The sequence below is a fragment of the Marinilactibacillus piezotolerans genome, assembly GCF_900169305.1.
In the GTDB taxonomy this organism is placed as follows: domain Bacteria; phylum Bacillota; class Bacilli; order Lactobacillales; family Carnobacteriaceae_A; genus Marinilactibacillus; species Marinilactibacillus piezotolerans_A.
Window position 1 is genome coordinate 311,846 of the sequence record NZ_FWDP01000002.1, and the last position, 21,056, is coordinate 332,901.

The following is a 21,056-nucleotide window of genomic DNA, read 5'->3' on the forward strand; positions in this document are numbered from 1 at the left end:
AACTTCAGACTTTTTTTATATCAACTTTGCCATCATACAGACAGGCAAGTATTCTCCATTATCCTTTACACCGCGTTCCATAATCCCTTCTAATTCAAAGCCATACTTTTCATACAAATGGATCGCGCGTTCATTTCTTTTCTGAACTTTTAATTCTATTCGGTTGATCATTTCAGAAGCTTCCGCCCAGTCCAACACTTCTTGCAGCAATTCAGTCCCGATTTTGAATCCCCAGTACTCCTTATCCACAACGATCCCCAACTCGCCGATGTGCTGGATTTTAGGTTTATTGGATGCATGAATGGTGGCCATCCCGATGATTTTATCCTCAATCAGTGCTACGATCAGGCAATTATTCGGTGAATCATAAATGTTTGCGATATGCTGACTTTCTTCTTCAACAGTCAGCCCAGAACCTTCTTCTCCCATTGTCATAAACCCAGTCTGCACAGCGGTTCTTTCCAGGCAGTCCAGTAAAGCTTCTGCATCAGTCGGAATCGCTTCGCGGATGCCGATCTCAATCTCTTCTCTCATCTTTTACCCCCTCCAGCAACTGTTCATAGTGTGTTCCTTTTGCCGTTAACTGAATCGTACGTTCTTCCAGATCAGCCAGAGACGATTCGATTGTTATCAGCAGATGTTCTTGCGGCAGCTCATCTTCTACCATTGATCCCCACTCCACAACACAGACACCTTCACTGTCAAAATACTCTTCCAGTCCCATCTCTTCAGCACCCGTATCTTCTAACCGGTAAAGATCCATATGATACAGCGGGAGTCTGCCTTGTGTATATTCTCTGATCAAGGTATAAGTAGGGCTTTTGATCACACGACTGATACCCAGACCTTTAGCGAATCCTTTTGTGAAGGTCGTTTTGCCGGCGCCCAGTTCACCTTCCAGGAGAATGGTCATTCCCGGGCTCATTTTTTCCGCTATTTTTGCGGCTAAGGCTTTTGTTTCTGTTTCATTATGTGTTTTTACAACCATTGTCATAGCGGTACTTCCTTTGCATCATTTGCGCTTATTTTACCATAGTCTTTTTTCAATTCCTATACTCAACAAAAAGACACGAGGACAGTACCTCGTGTCTAAGCCGAAATGGTCATTATTTTTTATTTTTCTTACTTTTTTTACTTTTCTTATCTTTGTTGTCTTTCTAATCTTCTTTATCTGCGATTGCATTTTTGCCCATAAACGCTTGCAGCATCCAGATGGTTTTATCAACGTCTGATTTTTGTGAGACCAGGAAATCATTTGTTACGTCATCTCGTTCATCATCAGTCAGTTGAATCCCGTTTTCAAGTTCACTGCGCAGCGTTTCATAATCATCAATAACACTTTGGATCATTTCTCTTTCAGAAAGTGTTTTATTATCTGCAGACTCTTTTATCAGCGAATGCTCTATAAACTCTTCTAAAGTTGAATAAGGTTCTCCGCCAAGTGCTAATAGTCGTTCCGCAATGTCATCCATTTGCACTGTCAGTTCATCATAAAGATCTTCTAATTTAGGATGCAAGGTAAAGAAACTTTCTCCCTTGATGTACCAATGAACTTGGTGCAGCTTTACGTAGAATAGTCCTTGCGTTGCAACCAGCGTATTTAAATAGTTCTGGATTTTTGTGTTTGCCATTGTACTTCCTCCTAATATTTTTTCTAAATTCACTATATGCTTATTTTATCACAAAGTCAAATCATATGTCTTTTTTCGACAGATTATCCATAGTTCGTTATAATAAAAAAGCAAAGCTGATCATTACGTCATTGACGTTTAAATTATTCTTTTGGAGGAAGCCTTTATGATACAAGTAAAACAAGTCGTTACGGGTATGATTGAAGAAAACTGTTATATCCTTTATTCAGAAAATCAGGCACTGATTATCGATCCAGGTGATGAAACGAGCAAAATCAAAGATCAGATCGAAGAACTGGGCGTTAGACCGATAGCGATTCTGCTGACGCATACCCATTACGACCATATCGGTTCATTAGAGGACATCCGAGTAGATTATGATGTGCCTGTATATGTCAGTCCCAAAGAGCAAGACTGGCTGGGTGATCCTTCTGCCAATCTTTCTGTTAATAAACCTTATGAAGTGAACGCTAAGCCGGCAGATCATTTATTCTCTTCTCTTGAAACCTTGAAGATCGGTCCATTTACTTTTGATGTGGTCCCTACTCCAGGACACTCTCCTGGCGGTGTCAGCTTCATTTTCCACGAGGATCAGTTTGTGATCTCTGGAGATGCTTTATTCAAAGAGAGTGTCGGAAGAACAGATTTACCTGGAAGTGAACCGAAACGCTTACTGGATGGCATCAGAAAACACTTATTTACGCTGCCGGAAAACTATGCCGTCTATCCTGGTCACGGACGTGACACGTCAATTGGCCACGAAAAGGCTGCTAATCCATATTTTAACTGATTGCGAGGGACTGAATTGAAACATATTTTAATATTGCATACAGGCGGTACGATTTCTATGAGTACAGATCAGAGTACGGGTGTCATTAAACCAAGTTCTGAACACCCGCTGAATGAGTACAGTCATCTTTTCAATGAAGAAGTCAGATTAACAGAAGAAGATATTCTGCAACTGCCTTCTCCGCATATGACCCCAGAGACTATGCTGATCGTTAAGCAGCGGATAGATGCTGCAATTGCCTCAGAAGAGATTGACGGCGTGGTGATTACCCATGGCACAGACACACTGGAAGAAACGGCTTACTTTCTGGATCTAACGGTCAGATCTGTTATCCCCATTGTGCTGACAGGAGCAATGCGTCCCACGAACGAAATCGGTTCAGACGGTGTAAGAAACCTTCAGAATGCCGTCTGGACAGCCATGTCAGATACTGCAGCAGATAAAGGTGTACTGGTTGTCATGAATGAAGAAATTCATGCTGCGCGGTACGTTACAAAAACACATACAACCAATGTCGCGACTTTTAGAACGCCGACATTCGGACCGATCGGAATCGTTTCTAAAAAAGAAGTGATGTTTTTCCAGAAATTGATCAAGACGGAATACTTTCCTATCGAACGAGTAACCAAGACAGTTCCGCTGCTCAAAGCTTATGCCGGGATGAGCGGAGCTTTCCTTGAAGCATTAGCCCAGACTGATATTGATGGCGTAGTGATAGAAGCCTTAGGCGCCGGCAATCTCCCCCCTGCTACCCTTACTGGAGTGCAGCTGCTTTTAGACCGGAACATTCCTATTGTGTTAACCTCGCGTGCTTTCAACGGTATCGCACAAGATATCTATGATTACGAAGGCGGCGGCAAACAGCTGAAAAGTGCTGGAGTCATCTTTGCTCCTGGACTCAGCGGACCCAAAGCTCGTCTGAAATTATTGGTTATCTTGGAACAGTCAACCGACCATGCATACATTTCGGAAGTCTTTGAAAGTGTATAAACGATAAAAGGAAACCACAGATTGTCTAGAGATTACACTCTAAACATCCTGTGGTTTATTTTTATTGTGTTTTATTCAAATCCCATTTTGAGATGTTCAGGTCTGCTTCTCCTGAGAATCGAATTTGTCTTGTTTGACTGGTCGGATACATTCTAGTAGTTAAAACGTACGCACCATCATTAAGAAAAATTTCTACAGATGAAGTATCTACAAAAACATGAATCTGTTCTAGTCGTGATAGTTCGATTGAACGCGTTTTCCGTCCGTACCCTGATTTGCCTAAGTTGAGCGTGAAAATCTGCCCATCGTATTGAAGGGTCATATCTTGAGAGAGTTGGATTGTTACAGATTTCTCCTTTTGTCCAACCTCTATCTTCAGCTCATAAGTCAAGCTAGTTTCTGTAAGGCTGATTTCAGAATCATGGGTATTATATTGAAGCTTCGTTTCTTCATTTCTCAGTTTTTGATATTCAGGTAACGGTCGTTGTTTGAGCTTGCCTTTTTCAATCGTCAGTTCTCTCGGCAAGGTCATTGCATGCTGCCATCCCCGCTCGACTGTTGGATTATAATACTCAGGTTCCGTATCCGGTAATCCCATCCACCCCCACAAAATCCTGCGGTTCTGCTCGTCTAAGAACGTCTGCGGCGCATAGAAATCAAAACCTCTGTCCAGTTCAACAAAGTCCTCTGCCGGTTTAAATTGTAATGCGTTCCAGTCTGTCTTACCCATCAGATATCCGGACTGATAAACATTTTCAAATTCAAAGCCTTTTTGTTCCACCCCTTGCGGAGACATCAGTAAAATTTCCTGACCGTTCAACTCAAAGAAGTCCGGGCATTCCCACATATAGCCTAATTCTTCCCGATTTTCTAAGAGATTTCCTTTGTACTGCCACTTTGATAGATTATCTGATTCGTAAAGTAAAATAGCACCACGATCATCACTTGTACGACCACCCATCACCATATAAAATAGTCCGTTTTTTTCTAAGATTTTAGGATCGCGAATATGTTGTGTGAATCCATCTGGATACTCCATTGAATCGATCACTACTTCTCGACGATCTATATTAAATCCATCAGAACTAGTCATGTGTACCGTATTCTGTTCCCTGCCGCTCGTGATATAATCGTGGTCTCCTAAATGTTTGACATTTCCAGTATAAAAGAAATGGATGAGACCCTCTTTTTCAAAGGCACTGCCTGAATATACACCATCCTTATCAAAATCCTGATCAGGGTATAAGAAAATATCTTCTTCTTTAAAATGAACAAGGTCTCTTGAGGTTTTATGGCCCCAATACTTCAGTCCACCGGTCGCATCAAGCGGTGAATACTGGTAGTATAGATGATAAAGACCATCTTTTTGATGAACCCCATTCGGATCATTCAACCAGCCAGTCGGCGGCTGCTGGTGGTAATGCAGACGCCAAGGATCGGCAGCTACTTTGTTCTGCAAAGCAGGTTGTTCAGCTTCGATGTCTTTTTGCAAACTTTCTTTTAAATTGCTCATATGCACATTCCTTTGTCTATCTTAATTAAATTCTCTATGACTATTTTGTGTTTAATTCTTCTTTAATCGGTCGGCTTTGGACTTTTACTAATACAAATCCTACCGCAAACGATACAGCGATAATCAGTAAGTATTGTAGAAGGCTTACTATACTATTCGTGTACAATAATAATCCAGGAATAAAGGTAATGCCCATGCCAGTTGCAGCCAGACCTAAGATATAAGTCAGCAAACCTCCAGCGGCTCCGCCAACAATCCCAGAACCGAATATGCGCATTGATCTTAGACTAACACCGAAAAGAAGAGGTTCAGTGATCCCAAACAATGTAGAAGCACTTGCACTCAAGGCATTTGACCGTTTCAAATGATTGCTCATCAAGAAAGCTGCACTGACAGCTGCTCCGAATTGTCCCGCCATACTAGCTGTACCAAGTGTCTGCAATACGTTCGAACCAGTATTATTCAGCAGGCTGATCTCAATAATACTGATAGAATGGTGTAATCCTGTAATGGTAATGACCTGTTGTAATCCAGCATATATTACGTAACCAATACCAAAAGGCGCTTCTATCAAGTAAATAATACTATTGATTACAGCTGATTCAGCTACTTGAATAATCGGACCTAACAAGAACAACATCACTGCAATCGTAATGACGATCGTGAAGAACGGTGTGACGATCAAATCCATCATTTGAGGGACAAAAGATCTAAACGTTCTTTCCAGCTTGGCAATCAACCACCCTGCTAATATGGCAGGAATGACAGAGCCTTGATATCCAATAATATCTATTCCCAGTAAGGTCAGCGGTTCAGCATCTCCACCGGCTACTGTATAAGCATTAGGCAATTGAGGCGCAACCAACATTAGCCCTACCACAATTCCCAGAATTGGATTTCCACCAAACTTGCGTGTAGCGCTATACGCAATTAAAACCGGTAAGAAAGCAAATGCCGTATCTGTCAGCATCTCGAACATGGTCAACCAGTCTGGGCTCAACTCAACGCCGAGTTCAATAATCAGTCCTCTGATCCCCATTAACAATCCTGTCGTAACAAGCGCTGGAATCAGCGGAACTAAAATATCCGCAAGAGTACGTACAACTTTTTGCAGCGGGCTTAAATTCTGGTACACATCGTCTTTGAAATTCCCCTCTGACTCATTCGAAGAGGAATCCCCTAACATTTGTTCCATCTCACTATATACCGTGTTGACTGTCCCCGTTCCAAATATAAACTGGTGCTGTCCAGTGTTGAAGAAATACCCTTTACTTTCTGGTACTTCTTCAGCCTTTTCTTTATCTAGTTTACTATCATCTTTTAAGATAATTCTTAATCTAGTGGCACAATGTTCAAAGTTTCTGATATTTTCTTTTCCGCCGACTGCGTCTAATACTGCATTAATTGACTTGTCATATTTCATTTGGCTCATTCTCCTTATATTTTTTAGCAACCGGTTCCAATTATCTTTTTAAAAAAACACTCTTTTTTAGAACCGGTTCCTATTAAGTGCTTTCATTCTATCAGGAACCGGTTCTATTTGCAAGCAAAAAAAGAAAGCAAAATAATTTTCATGCTTTCTCTCTTGCGGTTGTTGATTTTTTTATGGTCAGTTGGTTCGGCAATAAAATCTGATAGGGTATCTCTGTCCCCTTTACTAATTCCATCAGGTTGTTTAAAGCTTCCCTGCCCATTTCTTTATAAGGATAGCTCACGGTTGTAATACTAGGATGAACATAATCTGTTTCTTCATAACCACCGAATCCGCTGATCGAAAAGTCCTCTGGCACTTTGTATCCCAGTTCATAGGCTGCTTTTAAAACGGCAATTGCTATATTATCCGTTGCACAAACTATATATGTCGCTTGAATGTTTTTCAAAACAGATAAAGCATCTTGATAAGCATTCGTTTTTGAAAAACTAGTTTCAATGATTGTCACTTGCACTTGATCATCTTTTGCGACAGCATCTAAAAAGCCTTGTTTTCGTTCTACTCCAACTGCCTGGTCCAGTTCTGTAACTCCAAAGAAGAGAAAAGTTTTGTGGCCTAATCCCAGAGCATACTGTCCAATTTTATTTCCAGCATCATAATCTGTATAGGTCATTGAGTGAATGGACGCTGCGCTTTGACCCAGTATTAAAAATGGAATACCGGATTCTTCGATCAATTTTTTATGTTCAGCAGTCACTTCCCTTGCCAGCACAATAATTCCTTCTACCTTCTGCTTGATCAAGGTCTGAATGTTTTCCAGCTCTTGATCAATATCCTGATTTGAGTTCGTAATAATCAACTGATAGCCCTTCTGGCGAGCTTGTTCATCGATTCCTTCCAGTACTTCATTGGTTGAAGCCGAATTCAATCTGGGAATCACCACACCGATCATGTTTGTATTGGCTGCCTTTAGGCTTCTTGCAAAAGCGTTTGGTGAATAGCCCGTTTCTTTCACGATCTCATCTAACCGTTTTCTCGTTTTTTCACTAATAGAGCCATTATTCAAATAGCGTGAGACTGTACTTTTCGCTACCCCTGCGCGTTTAGCAATATCATTTATGGTGACCACCTTGATCACTTCTTTCTGTTTGAGTCTTTTGTTCTTATTCGCTTATTTTTTTCCATTTAAAACTTGCTGTACAGTGCGTATTCGATTCTGTGGAGATTTTGTGGGCTGTAGTCACCGCTGCATCTTCTGCAATTTGACTATAGATACTTTGTACTTGTTGTCCTTCATGCACTTCTTTGTCGAATTTTATATTTGCATAGGTCATTTGATGACTGCTTAAAAACGCTCCACCAAGCGGTGTCAGTGCCCAGTCCAAATATTTGGAATTATTGACATGCTGATTTGTGTCAATGTCAAAATACCGTACATTAAATGGCTGCTGTTCAGCTGTTTCTTCATTAACGGGTGCAGGTTTTGCAGTTCGTTTTACTCGTTTGTTGAATACTGCTTCATAAGGATCAACAATTTCTTCAGGAAGTCTGGCCATTTTTCGCTTCGCAAAGTCAAACAAAGCAAACGTAGAGTGCACAGTGACCAACTCGTTTCCTTCCAGATCTTTCACTATAAAGTCGCGGTAGCAGAACAGTTTATTATACTCTGTCGCAAAGGTTTCGATTTCAACCGTTTCTTTGTTTTTAGGCAGACGATCTATAAAAAATTCATACTGCAGCAAGATCCATGAATATCCCTTTTCTTGCATTACAGTATCCCCTAGTCCCAGAGACTCAGATTGTTCCCCTGAAACTTCCAACAATAAATTAACCAGCATTGGAAGGGTCAGCGTCTGGGTACGGTCGCACATATAATAAGAGATTTCTTTCTGATTGCTGTATTTTTTTCCTATCATTCTTCAGCCTACTTTCAATCATTCATTTCCTTTTCTAGTTTATCATATATATACGTAGACGAACGAAAAATCTTCCGATAATCTCTTACTTACCTGCTAAGCTTTCCTCTTTTCCACGGTCTTTTATCTTTTATGCTTAGATTATTATAATATGAATTGATAATGAATGGCGATGTATTATAAAATCTAAGGAGTAATGCACTTTTTATAACTGAGACCACCATCTTTGTCTAATTGTTCTCTTATAAAATGGCTTTACATAAAATGATTTAGGAGGAACTTTTTTTATGAGTGATTCTGACACAAAGCCGAATAAAGGATTACTTGGGATGGTTGAAAGAGTAGGTAACAAACTCCCCCACCCAGTGATTATCTTTATTCTTTTTTCAGTCATACTAATCATCATTTCAGAGATTGCTGTACGCTTTGGTGTGCAAGGAAGTTATTTAGATGCAAATACCGGTGAGGACACCGTCGTAGAAGCTGTATCGCTATTAAATGGGGAGGGAATTGCCCATATTTTCAATTCTGCTGTTACCAACTTCACCGGGTTTGCACCTTTAGGGACTGTATTGGTTGCTATGCTCGGAGTCGGAGTTGCTGAATGGACCGGACTGATTTCTTCTTCTTTGAAGAAATTGCTGAACAATGTCCCTTCTGCTCTACTGACATCAATGGTTGTTTTTGCCGGAATTATTTCTAATATTGCTTCTGATGCTGGCTACGTTGTTGTTGTTCCTTTAGGTGCTATCGTATTCGCTGCCGCAGGACGTCACCCAATTGCCGGACTTGCCGCTGCGTTTGCTGGAGTTTCAGCTGGATTTTCTGCTAATCTGATTTTTGGACCGACGGATGCCTTGCTGGCCGGTATCTCAAACGAGGCACTAGCTTCTTCGAATATCGATTATGAAGTCGCCGTAACAGGCAACTGGTACTTTATCATTGTATCGACTTTCTTATTAACAGCGGTCGGCGCATTTGTAACAGAAAAATTTGTCGAACCGAGATTAGGAGAATACCACGGAGACTACAGCCCAAGTGAAGAAAAACTGACGCCTGTACAAAACAAAGGACTAATTGCAGCTTTAGCTGCTCTTGTTGTCTTCTTGATTATTATGGGTTTTCTAATGATTCCTGAAAATGCGCCGCTTCGCGCTTTAGATGATGCAGGCGAGTTGACATTAAGCAACTTTCTGTCAAACGGGTTACTATTTATGATTTTTCTATTATTCGCTATTCCTGGTTTAGCATATGGTATTACGACTGGAAAAGTAAAATCATCTCATGATTTTGTTCAAGGAATGGCCGAATCAATGAGTTCAATGGGCGGGTATCTGGTTTTAGCCTTTTTCGCTGCTCAGTTTATTGATTACTTTGCTTATACAAATCTTGGCTATATTATTGCTTCTAATGGAGCTGCTCTTTTAGAAAATATCGGCTTTGTCGGACTGCCGCTGATTTTGGCTTTTATCTTGTTTACCGCATTTATTAATCTTTTCATGGGATCAGCCAGTGCGAAGTGGGCGATTATGGCTCCTATCTTCGTTCCTATGCTGTTCACCTTGAATATTTCTCCGGAAATGACTTTGATGGCTTACCGCATTGCGGATTCTTCTTCAAACGTTATTTCTCCTTTAATGAGTTACTTTGCTATGATTTTAGTTTTTGCACAACGCTACGATAAAAACTCCGGTCTAGGAACAATCATTTCTACTATGATTTACTATACTGTTTCATTCCTGATTGCCTGGTCAGTCTTGCTGGTGATATGGTACTCCATCGGTTTGCCGCTTGGTCCAAATGCCCCATCTGTTTTACAGTAAACTTTTTGACTCTCTTGTCTCGATGCTGCTATACAGTCGAGATAAGAGAGTTTTTTACAAATAGATTGAAATGTCTGCTGACAACAGACTGTAATATCAACGATTGTTCGTATTAGTTTACTCTTTCATTTTATGCTGATAAAATAAATTTTATACACTTTTACAAACTCCAAAATATCATCGAGTATTTTATTTAACGGGTTTAAAGTGTAGAATTTCGAAAGGGAGATGAGACATGAAAGAAACGAAGAAATGGTATAATTTAGATCCATCTGCTGTCAGCGACATCCTGCAGACTGATATCGACGTTGGGCTGCACCAAAAAGAGAGACAGCAGCGATTAGAATCCTCTGGTCCAAATGAACTGCCAGAAAAAGAACGGATACCGGAATGGATAAAGTTTCTCAAACACTTCAATGATATTCTGATTTATATCTTGTTTTTAGCGGCGATTATCACCTTTTTACTTGACCATCGATTAGACACGGCCGTTATCATTGTTGTCGCTTTGATCAACGCTATCATCGGTTATGTTCAAGAAAACCGAGCAGAAAAAGAACTTGACAATATAAAAAATCTATTATCCTCCAACGCAACCATAATCTCTGACGATCATCGCCACGAAGTCGACGCCAAAGAACTTGTACAAGGCGACATCGTTGTCTTGAATGCTGGTGACAAAATTCCAGCAGACATCCGCTTAACTTATGCTTCCAACTTTAAAGTAGAAGAATCTGCTTTAACTGGAGAGTCCACTTCTGTAGAAAAATCTACCATCATTTTAGATGAAGATACTGTCCTGGGAGACAGAATCAATATGGTCTTTTCTGGAACGTCCGTAGCTTCTGGCTATGCCGTCGGAATTGTCGTCGAAACAGCTGAACAAACTGAACTCGGCAAAATCAATCAGTCTATTTCAGAAGTGGAAGCCGTCAAGACACCTCTCCTGGAACAAACAGAAAAGCTGGGGAAAATGATTTCCGTTGCTATCGTATTTTTAGCTATTCTGACCTATATCTATGGCTATTTCTTTGGAAATTACGATGCTTATGATTTGATTTTGTATGTCATCGGAATGGCAGTCGGCGCTATTCCAGAAGGATTGCCGGCTATTTTGTCTATTATATTGTCTATCGGGGTTCGTTCCATGGCTAATCACAATGCCATCGTCAAAAATCTACCGTCTGTCGAAACACTTGGCGCAGTTTCCGTTATCGCTTCCGATAAGACCGGAACACTTACAAAAAATGAAATGACCGTCACGACTATTATACTTGAAAACGAAACTTACGAAGTGACCGGGACCGGATATGCTCCAGAAGGCGAAATCAAAAGTAGCCAGCAGAAAATTTCACTGACAGAACATCCAACCTTACTCCAGTTTTTGAGCATTGCTAAAACAGTTAATACAGCTCATATTAAACAAGACGATGAAGGGCATTGGACAATTACGGGCGACCCGACTGAAGGCTGTCTGATTACCCTGTCAGAAAAAGCGGAACATGAAATCCCTCGTCACGAGATTATTAGTAAAATCCCCTTTGATTCGTCCTATAAATATATGGCTGCACTAGTTGAGACAGAAGGTGAAAAAATGATTTGGGTCAAAGGGGCTCCTGATCGATTACTTGATCTATCATTTTCTGATGCCGAAAACGAGCAGAGAAATTTCTGGAATGAGAAAATGACCGAGCGAGCAAAAGAAGGAGAGAGAGTCATTGCCATGGCCTACAAACCTGTTGAAAAACAGCTCTCTGAGATCAATCACGACGATTTAAAAGAAGGACTTCAAATCGTTGGTATGGCCGGGATTATCGATCCACCCCGAGAAGACGCTATTGAAGCCATCAGCCAGGCTCAAAGTGCTGGGATACAAGTCAAAATGATTACCGGCGATCATAAAGAAACAGCTCTTGCAATTGGAAAACAGATGGGCATTACTCGTAGTAAAGAGGCATTGACAGGCAAAGAAATTGATGAGCTTTCAGAAGAAGAACTAAAAGAGGTTGTTCTGGACTATGATGTCTATGCCCGTACCAGTCCAGAAAATAAAGTCGATTTAGTGAAAGCAATGCAAGCCAATGAGCTGACCATTGCAATGACCGGCGACGGCGTAAACGATGCCCCTGCTTTGAAAAGAGCCGATATCGGAGTCGCTATGGGGATCAAAGGAACGGAAGTCGCAAAAGAATCTTCTGAAATGATTTTAGTAGATGATCATTTCCGGACAATCTTTGAAGCGGTTAAAGAAGGCCGACTTGTCTATGACAATTTGAAAAAGTCTATTCTATTTATTCTGCCGACAAACGGCGCTGAAGCTCTACTGACCTTTCTCAGTATTTTGCTGGGAATTTCTATGCCCCTCAGCCCGATTCAAATTCTTTGGATCAATATGGTAACGTCTGTTACGATTTCACTGGCTCTGGCATTTGAGAAGCTGGAGCCCGGCACAATGAAAAAGCCGCCGCGCCCTAAACAATCCCGTATCTTAAGTCGGTACTATCTTTTCAGGATTTTTTATGTATCCTTCCTTGTGGGCGGAAGTGTTTTACTAATGAATACGCTGCTATTACAAAACGGTTATGAGCAGAATCTAATCAACACGGTCACCTTTCAATCGATTGTAATTTCGCAGATTTTCTATCTATTTAACAGTCGCAAAGAACTTGATTTTGCTTTTGGAGAAAATTTCTTTTCCAATAAAAGTGTCTTTTATGTCTCTGCTTTGCTAGTCTTGATGCAACTCAGTGTCAGTTATCTGCCGATAATGAATACGATCTTGGGTACCATTCCTATTGATGGAATCTATTGGTTGATTCCAATCGTGATCGGTACGCTTGTGTTTGTGGTGGTTGAACTCGAAAAATGGGTTACCCGCACTATCCTTTCTAAAAGATAAATATGACTAACCCAATCAATCCAGTAAACAGCAAAAAATCTTCTCTTGGACTAGTCGGATCGACTAGAAAGAGAGAAGATTTTTAGTTTACTGTATAGGTTTATTACGCTTTCTTGGCTTTCAACTGATAAATAAATCCAAAAATCTCCAGCGTCAGAATCGGCATCAGCGCAACAAGTGCAATCATACCAAACCCGTCCACTAAAACATCCGCTTGCGGCAGTCCTTGTGCAGCTCCTTGAATAAAGGCCAGAATAAAGGTTGCGGTCATGGGACCGGAAGCTACTCCTCCCGCATCAAACGCCATTCCTACAAACATTTTTGGAATCAGATAACTCAATCCGATTGCAACAATATATCCTGGCAGCAGCAGATGCCATAAGGCTAAGCCTTCTACTATGACTCTTAATGTGGCAAACATGATAGCCAGACCTACACCGATCGACAGGGTAGCCAAAATAGATAACGGCTTAATCGCGCCGGAAGTCACATCTTCGATTTGTCTAGTTAAAACATTGACGGCTGGTTCCGCTAATATGGTCACCAGACCTAACAGAAACCCGATAATAACCAGTGAAGTATACGCTCCATCTTGACCCAGTGTGTAACCGATTAGACTGCCGACATTCATAAAGCCTGCATTGACACCTGTCAGGAAAATAATCAACCCAATATATACGTACACCAGACCTTTCCAGATTCTGCTGATGCGCCTAGCCGGCAATTTCAGCGATAATACCTGGTAAAGGCTGAACAGCAGGACAATAGGTGCGATCGCGATAAACACTTCAAAAGATTGGAGGATGATCTGATTAATGAAGTCCGCAACAAAACCATTCTCCGAACCCACTCCGATTTCCAGCGATCCGGTCATTCCGCCAAATGAAGAAAAAACATTGACGATCATAACAGACAAGATGGCTCCTGTCGAAGCAATCGCGACCAATCCAAAACTGTCTTCTTCTGAAGAAGTACTGTTTTTTTTCAATGTGGCTACTCCGGCAGATAAAGCGAGTAGAAATGGAACGGTAACTGAACCTGTAGTTGCTCCGGAAGCATCAAACGCGATCGATAGAAAATCAGGCGAAGTGAAAAATGAAAGTAGAAAAATGATGCCATAAGCGATGGATAGAATGTATACCAGCGATAAACTGTATACAATACGCAGCAGTCCTACAACCACCATGACCGCAATTCCGATTGAAACCACCGCCACAATAAACAGACTGGAGATCGCGCCGTCCGTTACCGCGCCGATCTGATTCCCTAAGACCGTCAAACTAGGCTCAGCAGCGGAAATAAAGAACCCCAGCACCAATCCTCCGAGTACAACAATAATGACTTTATTCGACAGAGCTGCTCCTTTTCCCATATACGATCCAATCGGGGTAATAGCAACATCAACTCCGATTAGAAATACCGTCATACCAATGATGATCGCTAGAGCACCGATTAAGAAACCGACCAAAGCCTCCGCCGGCAATGGTACAACTAGAAAATGAATCAATAAGACCAGCCCTACGATCGGCAGCACCGCTCGGATTACTTCTAAGAATTTTTCCTTCAGTACATTCACTTATATGCGTCCTCCTTTTTCTTTTATTGAATACCTCGTGTTTCTGTCAGGTCAATGACAAAAATAATGCCTTTATTCGGCTCTGCAATATTCAGTTCTTGGCTTAATTTTTCTACAATTTCTTTTGTCTTCTGTTTTTCAGAAATAATGATCAGCATTTCTTTTTCCGGAACGATATCCATGTTGAAAATCTTTTTCGCTTCTTTCGAGCCCGCTCCGCGGGCTTGGATGATCGTTCCGCCTTGTGCGCCTGCTTCCTGGGCATAATCCATGACCTCTTCTGCGCCCCCTCGGTTAACAATCACCACAATTCCCTGATGCATACTTGTATTCTCCTTTTCTTCGTTTTGATCCATTTGTTCATTCAGTTCTTCTTCAGCAAGAACGCCTAATGCGCGTCGCAGCGGCAGTCGGAATCCGATTCCTCTGTTTTTTTCCTGCATCTTTTTCTTTTGTGCCACATAATCGAGTGTTTCAGCTGCCTGAGACTCGAGCGCGACAATCAGCAGAATCTCTTTTTTTATGATGTCTAATCCCAATTTGGACAGCAGTCCTTTTCTGGTGGTTCCTGTCCCATGAAAGACCGTCCCTCCTTTTGTACCTGTTTCTTCTGCCAGGTGCATGACCCGGTCTCCTTCATTGGCATTGACAATAAAGACGACCAGCTCCATTTGAAAATCACGTGAAATCTGCATAATCAATCTCCTTTCTATCGCTTCGATTTTAATACTGAATCAACTGCCCCACCAGCATAACAAACGTTATTCAAATACTTATCTTTGTCTCCATTCGCTCTTTTGCAGCTAGATACATAAGAATGCAGGAAAAAAATTCAGTCTTTTTTAAAACTGAATAACGCAACTCATTCGAAAAAAATAAGGGGGTTAAAAGATTCTGTATATCTGCAAAAATAAACCAGTATGGATCAAGGTGACAGAAACAGTATTGTTTCTGAATGCGAGGTTCCAAACAACTTGAAGTGTTCAGAAATAGGATGGGAATAATTCAGCTGTCAAAAGCAGATCGCTTTTGATCACAATCGTTAAAAATCAAACAAAACAATATCCAGATCCGTTTATACTGTATACTTATTGTACCATATATGTGTAAAACCCAAAAATGATCTCTGGCATGAGCGCTGCAAACGAAAAAATACGAGAATCCCGATAGTATTGGGATCCTCGTATTTTTCCTGCTCTATTTATTCTGGTCTTTTTTATTTAAAACTCTTTTCTTTGCAATCAATTGCTCGAATTGTTCTTCTAGATCTTGAGAAGGTGCTGTACTTAACTTTCCTAAGACTGCCACTATTTCATTTTCTATTCTCATCAGCTCTTCTTCTATAGTCGTGATTTCTTCATTTGAGCCAGAAAGCTGGTATTCTGCATAGGTTCCTGCAAATGTTTCAATCTGCTGGTTTTCTAAGATCAATAGTTTATCAGCAAACTGATTCATTATTCTCCGGTCATGCGTGACTAAAATGACGCTTCCCTCATATGCTGACAGCAGAGACTCTAATGCCTCGATCGCTTGCGTATCCAGAAAATTAGTCGGTTCGTCTAATACCAGTGTATTATAATCCCCTAAAATTAGCTTCGCTAAAGCTACCTTCACTCGTTCACCGCCACTTAAAACACGAACAGACTTATGCACATCCGCTTGTTTAAAAAGGAGCTGTGCCAGTACAATCCGAATCAGCGTCTCCGTCTGAACAGATCCTTCAGCAACATTTTCCAGTATAGTCTTGTTTTGATCTAAAACACTCAGATCTTGTGCAAAATAGCCGATTTTTACTGCTGGTGTCTTTTGGATTCTTTCTGATCCGTTGATTAGATGTTGAAGCAAGGTCGTCTTACCGCTCCCGTTAGGGCCGACGATGGCTACCTTTTCTCCTCCTTTGATAAAAAAAGATGAAGGCTTCCACAGCACTTTTTTAGGGAACTGCACAGAAAAATCTGTTGCACGGATGATGTATTTGTTTATGAACTCTCCTGAATTTGTCAAGGTCATTTTAATCGTTTCAGGTTCGCTTGGTTTCTCAACTTTCTCCAGCTGTTCCATTCTCGATTCCATTGACTTCGCTGATTTATAGAGCTTTTGCGCTTTCTTCCGGAAATAAAAGTGACTGGATTCTGCCGTTATGCTGTCCGCCTTGCTTTTCTTACTTTCAGCTGCCTGAAGTAACTGTCTTTCCTTCTTTTTGTATGCTTCATAAGAGATCTGCTGCTGCTTTCGTGCTCGTTTCTTTTCTTCTTCAAATGCTGAATAATTTCCCGAGTACACTTTAATCTCTTCCTGATCCAATTCCCAGATCTGTTGACACGTTTTATCTAAAAAATCACGATCGTGAGAAACGATTATATAAGCACCTTGATACTGGCTGATTTCTTTTTCAAGCCACTCAACATGCTCGACATCTAAATGCGTCGTCGGTTCATCCGCCAACAGAATGCCCGCTTTTTCATTTAACACAGAGATGATCGTATTCGCAGTGACTTCTCCGCCGCTTTTTATTCCGATTGCCGCTCTGAGCTGCGGCAGCAAAGAAACAGACTTTTGACGAATCACTGTTCCAGTATCTGGTTGAATCGTTCCTTTAATGATATTCAGCAGGGTTGTCTTCCCGCTGCCATTTGTTCCTACTAAACCGATTCGATCTCCCGGTTCAATCGTTAAATGTTCTATTTCAAATAGTGTTCTGTCTCTGACTGAGTGTTTGATTTGATTTAATTCTAGCCACGCCATCGTTATCCTGTCCTTTCTTGTATAAGTGTTTAGATATACACCTGATTAGACATTATAAAAAACCTCCTATTCTACTTTGTGCAGAATGGGAGATTTAGCTAAGCGTAATTTAGAAAAACAGCATAAAAAAGCAGCCCTTATATGCTTAGGTTTCTCTGCAGACACTTGTAAACTGATCCCATTCCCATAAATAACAACATCAAAAATAAAGTTCTTGACGAACTTTTTTTGTCTTATGGATTTAAAATAGGATTAGTTACGCATTGGCCCAGAGAACACCTCTTTCATTTATGGTTAATCTTAGGATAAGGTTTTCCGGTAATCTTGTCAACTTCTACAATGCGGTCAAGTATGATACAATCAATGGCACAGACAGCACGGACAGGAGGAATGGCATGTCTTCTAAAAACAAAAGACGATTACTGCAACTGCTGGGATTTGTCACCGGCGTCCTTTTTGGACTATGGCGTCCAACTCAGATTCAGACAATGCTCCCGATACTAGGAATTACTGTCGGAATCGGCTACTTTTTCCTTTCTAGAAACACTATTGAGAGTAAGAAAGAATTGTCGGATATTAAATGGTTCATTCCTATTCAAATGATCATGTACTTCCTGATTGGCGGAGTGATCGGCTCTACAATCATTCTCTACACTCAACTTTACTAAAAAGACTATCCGGCAAGTCTCTCTTGTCAGATAGTCTTTTTTGTTCGGTTTATAACTGCAGGTTCTATTAAACGCATAGACGTTTTCATCCTACCGGTTTTTTTGATCGAACAATTTGAAGGCCTGCTTTCGTATCAGCTTTTTACCAGTGATTGTACACTTTACTATCTTGCTGTCGCCCTGATTTTGACTATTTGAAACAAATACACTAATTGCATTTTTTAACGAAGTTATACAAATAAAAGGAGGGAAACTGTCGCCATGAAAAAACGAATAGCAACCGTCGGAGTTTTGTCTTTAACTCTTTTAACGGGATACCATTTAGCGGATGGAAATCAGTTTGATGAAGCGTTCAAAGAGTCGCTGGCTGAGGGTGAAGAAAAGACACTGAACGTGGATAACGGGCTATTTTTAGACTTTAATGAGTCAGGCATGACGTATTACGGTATCGATGCAGATTATGACCGTTACGAAACACCATTTGAACATATGGAAACCTATACTGACTATACTTTAGAATATAATGATGATGAAGATCTTTTGACTATCGTTGTTGAAGGTGGCGAATATGAATTAGATGTAATAGGGTCAAAAGTGTTCAGAGACGAAGTAAACGATCTGAACCTTACAACCACTACAGCGTTTCTGCCTGAGTAGATAGAGATACATATCACTGCAGGAGAAATGCAGAGAATGAAATCAGATTCTTAGTCCCGAAATACTTAATTAGGGCAATCCAGTCATTGCAGACAGACTTTATCCTCTTCAGTAAGCGTCTTAAAATTTTCACTTTAGAGAGCATTAGAAAGGATGTCGCAATGGCTTTTTTGCGCCTTGTGAATACTATAAGAGACGTCATTTTTTGCTACGGGAAACCATAATTTATAAACAAAAAAGGAACTTTTTCAGATAGTCAGACTGACTTCAACCTCTGAAAAAGCTCCTTTTTTTTACATTTCTATCAGATTTCTTATACTTGTTGCTTACTGCATCATAGCCAAGGCACCCATCGGATCCCAAGGTTCAAGCTCTGTAACAGGCTCTTCTAGTGCTTTTAACCATTTTTCATCGACGTACTTTTTGTCGACTGTGATTTGATAGTTGTATTCGTCAAACCATTGGTCGCTCATTGAATAGATCCCTTTATCTCCTGATGTGTCGCCCCAGCTGTTTTCGACTTTCCATTTGATTGGATTGCCGTCTGCATCCAAGTCGACACCAACAAAGACCATGGCATGCGTGAGCAGACTTTCTCCGTAGTCTAGTCTCTGTGCTTTGGTCAATTCCACTGTTTCTCCTAATGTAGCTTCATAATCATATGCATGATGATCCATGATTCCGGCTTTGCGGTCCAGCATTTTGCCAACATCGCAACCGAACCAGACAGGTTCCCCGTCCTTGATCGCTGCAATGGCTGCTTTTTTCAAGACGTCGATCGGTACATTGATATAGGTTACAGGATTGCCTTCTTTTACCGTTCCCAAATATTTCACGGTATAGGCTTTGCCATATGGCTTGTCTTCTGTCGGAGCATTGATCAAACTTACGCGGTCATTCAGATTCCAAGCTACATACTCATTGAAAAAGTCTTGCGGGGTAATATCGTTGATACGGTGGAACTGATCTTCTTTATCACGATACTCATAAGTGAATGTTTCAGGAACTTCTCCCAGTGTCTTCACTAATAGGTTATAGACAAAATAAAGGTGCTCATCCTTTTGTGCTGTCAACTCTTCTTTAGTCTTCCCTGCTTTATGTGCATCACGCAGCTTGGCAGCAAATTCTCTTAACTTCGCTGTCAATAAACGATTCAATTCACGTGTATTGGAAGAATGATAGGTTTCCGGCATAACAGATTTAGGCACAGCACCATATTTTTGAAGCAAGCCGGAAAACATGTCCCATTGTCCGCCGTCTTGGATCGGATCAAATAATAAGTGCTGTACTAAACGGGAATTTAGTGGTTCATCAGCTGTTTCTATGATATTGTCCAGTAAGTAATTAGATTTCTCCAGTTTGTCCCAAAATAACGTATAGTTTTGAGAAAATTCAAAAGTCTTTACATCCAGTTTCTTCATCGTGTCAACTCGAGCTGTATTCAGCGCCGCAAACATCCAGCAGCGTCCGCTGGCTTTTTGGTTCGTTATGTCTCCTCTGCTGGTTTCATCTGAAAATACAAACGAGTGGCGTCTCAGCATGTTATTATCGATGGAGGCATCGGCAATCCCGACTTTTGCGATTGCCTGCTTAACTGCATGGTTCGCCGGTTCAGCATTGAATTTCTCTTCATAAGCTTTCAATAGTTCATTATTGATCGTCATTGTGATTTTCCCTTCTGCATGAATTAGTACTATCATACCGAAGCGGATTGCAAATGACAAGGTGTCATATCACAAAAAAACCGGCTTAACTCTGCCAGTTTTTTTGCTGAACTATTGAGGAGGAAAAATGATGCCGCCTGCTACGTGACTTTGAGTTTGTTCACTTTCAGATCCGCTTAAAAGAACAATGGATGTTCCTTCTTCAGTAGCCAGTGTTTGTGCCTCCTCAGGCAATAGCGATGCTTCAGACAATGTAACCGTCTGATTAACCACTCCATTTTCTGAAACTTCTATTTCCGGCACTTCATATTGGCTAATTGGTTCACCTGAATCTTCAAAGTTTGGTGGTGTGGCAAATCCGGCATCATGAATTTCCATTCTGAGAGTGCCGGAAGGAATATCTTCCAAATTCAGCGTAACAGAGACACCATCTTCAACTTCGTCAAAAACGGCTGTTCCAACCCGTTCAGAATTACTGTTGTACATGTCGATGCTTAGAGCAGCCATATCCTCATCTGTTTCAGCTGCATTCTCTGTTTCTTCATCTGTACTGTCAGAGTCAGATTGCTCTGCACCTGGGGCAATCTCAGGAGCTTCAGATTCTGAACAGGCTGCTAGAAGAATACTCGTTGACAGTACGGCTAACCAGCTGATCCACTGTTTCATTATAACTCATCTCCTTTTCTGGGTTAATTGTCTATCTAATATTACCAATAAAAGAAAGCAATCACGAAAATAACGCATTTTCTTTT

18 protein-coding genes are annotated in these 21,056 nt (G+C 40.9%); 6 read left to right on the forward strand and 12 right to left on the reverse strand.

Annotation, left to right across the window (positions count from 1 at the left end; all coding sequences use genetic code 11):
• Window positions 1-15: 15 nt before the first annotated feature.
• The 3 genes from B6F02_RS01470 to B6F02_RS01480 form a co-directional block, all read right to left on the reverse strand.
• Window positions 16-534, reverse strand: a complete 519-nt coding sequence (locus tag B6F02_RS01470) for a GNAT family N-acetyltransferase (protein ID WP_080145625.1) — start codon at window positions 532-534, stop codon at window positions 16-18.
• Entirely contained in the window at window positions 518-988 is a 471-nt protein-coding gene (gene tsaE, locus B6F02_RS01475; protein WP_080145709.1) for a tRNA (adenosine(37)-N6)-threonylcarbamoyltransferase complex ATPase subunit type 1 TsaE, read from the reverse strand. Before tsaE ends, B6F02_RS01470 begins: the two co-directional genes overlap by 17 nt.
• 169 nt (window positions 989-1,157) lie before the next feature.
• The gene (locus B6F02_RS01480; protein ID WP_080145626.1) at window positions 1,158-1,631 is read right to left on the reverse strand and encodes a Dps family protein; all 474 of its coding nucleotides are present in this window, start codon (window positions 1,629-1,631) and stop codon (window positions 1,158-1,160) included.
• Between the two features lie 166 nt (window positions 1,632-1,797).
• On the opposite strand from B6F02_RS01480, the gene B6F02_RS01485 reads away from it, so the two are divergent.
• Both B6F02_RS01485 and B6F02_RS01490 read left to right on the forward strand, forming a co-directional pair.
• On the forward strand, window positions 1,798-2,421 hold the full coding sequence (locus tag B6F02_RS01485; RefSeq protein ID WP_080145627.1) for an MBL fold metallo-hydrolase: 624 nt from the start codon (window positions 1,798-1,800) through the stop codon (window positions 2,419-2,421).
• A gap of 15 nt (window positions 2,422-2,436) precedes the next feature.
• Window positions 2,437-3,411 carry an asparaginase gene (locus B6F02_RS01490; protein WP_080145710.1) on the forward strand — a complete coding sequence of 325 codons (975 nt, stop codon included), beginning with the start codon at window positions 2,437-2,439 and terminating at the stop codon, window positions 3,409-3,411.
• Between the two features lie 61 nt (window positions 3,412-3,472).
• Here the strand turns inward: B6F02_RS01490 and B6F02_RS01495 are convergent, their stop codons facing one another.
• From B6F02_RS01495 to B6F02_RS01510, 4 genes are all read right to left on the reverse strand, one after another.
• Window positions 3,473-4,924, reverse strand: coding sequence for a glycoside hydrolase family 32 protein (locus tag B6F02_RS01495; protein ID WP_080145628.1), 1,452 nt, complete (start codon window positions 4,922-4,924; stop codon window positions 3,473-3,475).
• Window positions 4,925-4,964: 40 nt separating this feature from the next.
• Window positions 4,965-6,347, reverse strand: a complete 1,383-nt coding sequence (locus B6F02_RS01500) for a PTS transporter subunit EIIC (protein WP_080145629.1) — start codon at window positions 6,345-6,347, stop codon at window positions 4,965-4,967.
• 148 nt (window positions 6,348-6,495) lie between these two features.
• A complete protein-coding gene (locus B6F02_RS01505; protein WP_080145630.1) occupies window positions 6,496-7,485 on the reverse strand; it encodes a LacI family DNA-binding transcriptional regulator in 990 nt (329 codons plus the stop codon).
• 34 nt (window positions 7,486-7,519) lie between these two features.
• On the reverse strand, window positions 7,520-8,272 hold the full coding sequence (locus B6F02_RS01510; RefSeq protein WP_080145631.1) for an acyl-[acyl-carrier-protein] thioesterase: 753 nt from the start codon (window positions 8,270-8,272) through the stop codon (window positions 7,520-7,522).
• Between the two features lie 287 nt (window positions 8,273-8,559).
• Here B6F02_RS01510 and B6F02_RS01515 point away from each other — a divergent pair, with 287 nt between their 5' ends.
• Entirely contained in the window at window positions 8,560-10,095 is a 1,536-nt protein-coding gene (locus tag B6F02_RS01515; protein WP_080145632.1) for an AbgT family transporter, read from the forward strand.
• A 235-nt stretch (window positions 10,096-10,330) separates the two neighbouring features.
• Complete coding sequence (locus tag B6F02_RS01520; protein ID WP_080145633.1) at window positions 10,331-12,994, forward strand: cation-transporting P-type ATPase; 2,664 nt, start codon at window positions 10,331-10,333, stop codon at window positions 12,992-12,994.
• Window positions 12,995-13,097: 103 nt separating this feature from the next.
• Here the strand turns inward: B6F02_RS01520 and B6F02_RS01525 are convergent, their stop codons facing one another.
• The 3 genes from B6F02_RS01525 to abc-f all read right to left on the reverse strand — a co-directional run bounded on the left by B6F02_RS01525 (window position 13,098) and on the right by abc-f (window position 17,315).
• Window positions 13,098-14,570, reverse strand: a complete 1,473-nt coding sequence (locus tag B6F02_RS01525; protein ID WP_080145634.1) for a DUF1538 domain-containing protein — start codon at window positions 14,568-14,570, stop codon at window positions 13,098-13,100.
• Between the two features lie 23 nt (window positions 14,571-14,593).
• Complete coding sequence (locus tag B6F02_RS01530) at window positions 14,594-15,265, reverse strand: P-II family nitrogen regulator (protein ID WP_080145635.1); 672 nt, start codon at window positions 15,263-15,265, stop codon at window positions 14,594-14,596.
• 502 nt (window positions 15,266-15,767) lie between these two features.
• Window positions 15,768-17,315, reverse strand: a complete 1,548-nt coding sequence (abc-f, locus tag B6F02_RS01535) for a ribosomal protection-like ABC-F family protein (RefSeq protein ID WP_080145636.1) — start codon at window positions 17,313-17,315, stop codon at window positions 15,768-15,770.
• Between the two features lie 395 nt (window positions 17,316-17,710).
• Here abc-f and B6F02_RS01540 point away from each other — a divergent pair, with 395 nt between their 5' ends.
• Together B6F02_RS01540 and B6F02_RS01545 are read left to right on the forward strand one after the other, a co-directional pair.
• Complete coding sequence (locus B6F02_RS01540; RefSeq protein WP_080145637.1) at window positions 17,711-17,983, forward strand: hypothetical protein; 273 nt, start codon at window positions 17,711-17,713, stop codon at window positions 17,981-17,983.
• Window positions 17,984-18,244: 261 nt separating this feature from the next.
• Window positions 18,245-18,640, forward strand: coding sequence for a hypothetical protein (locus B6F02_RS01545; RefSeq protein WP_080145638.1), 396 nt, complete (start codon window positions 18,245-18,247; stop codon window positions 18,638-18,640).
• Window positions 18,641-18,966: 326 nt separating this feature from the next.
• Here the strand turns inward: B6F02_RS01545 and B6F02_RS01550 are convergent, their stop codons facing one another.
• Both B6F02_RS01550 and B6F02_RS01555 read right to left on the reverse strand, forming a co-directional pair.
• A complete protein-coding gene (locus tag B6F02_RS01550) occupies window positions 18,967-20,304 on the reverse strand; it encodes an aminopeptidase C (protein WP_080145639.1) in 1,338 nt (445 codons plus the stop codon).
• Window positions 20,305-20,415: 111 nt separating this feature from the next.
• The gene (locus B6F02_RS01555) at window positions 20,416-20,970 is read right to left on the reverse strand and encodes a hypothetical protein (RefSeq protein WP_080145640.1); all 555 of its coding nucleotides are present in this window, start codon (window positions 20,968-20,970) and stop codon (window positions 20,416-20,418) included.
• Window positions 20,971-21,056: the final 86 nt, after the last annotated feature.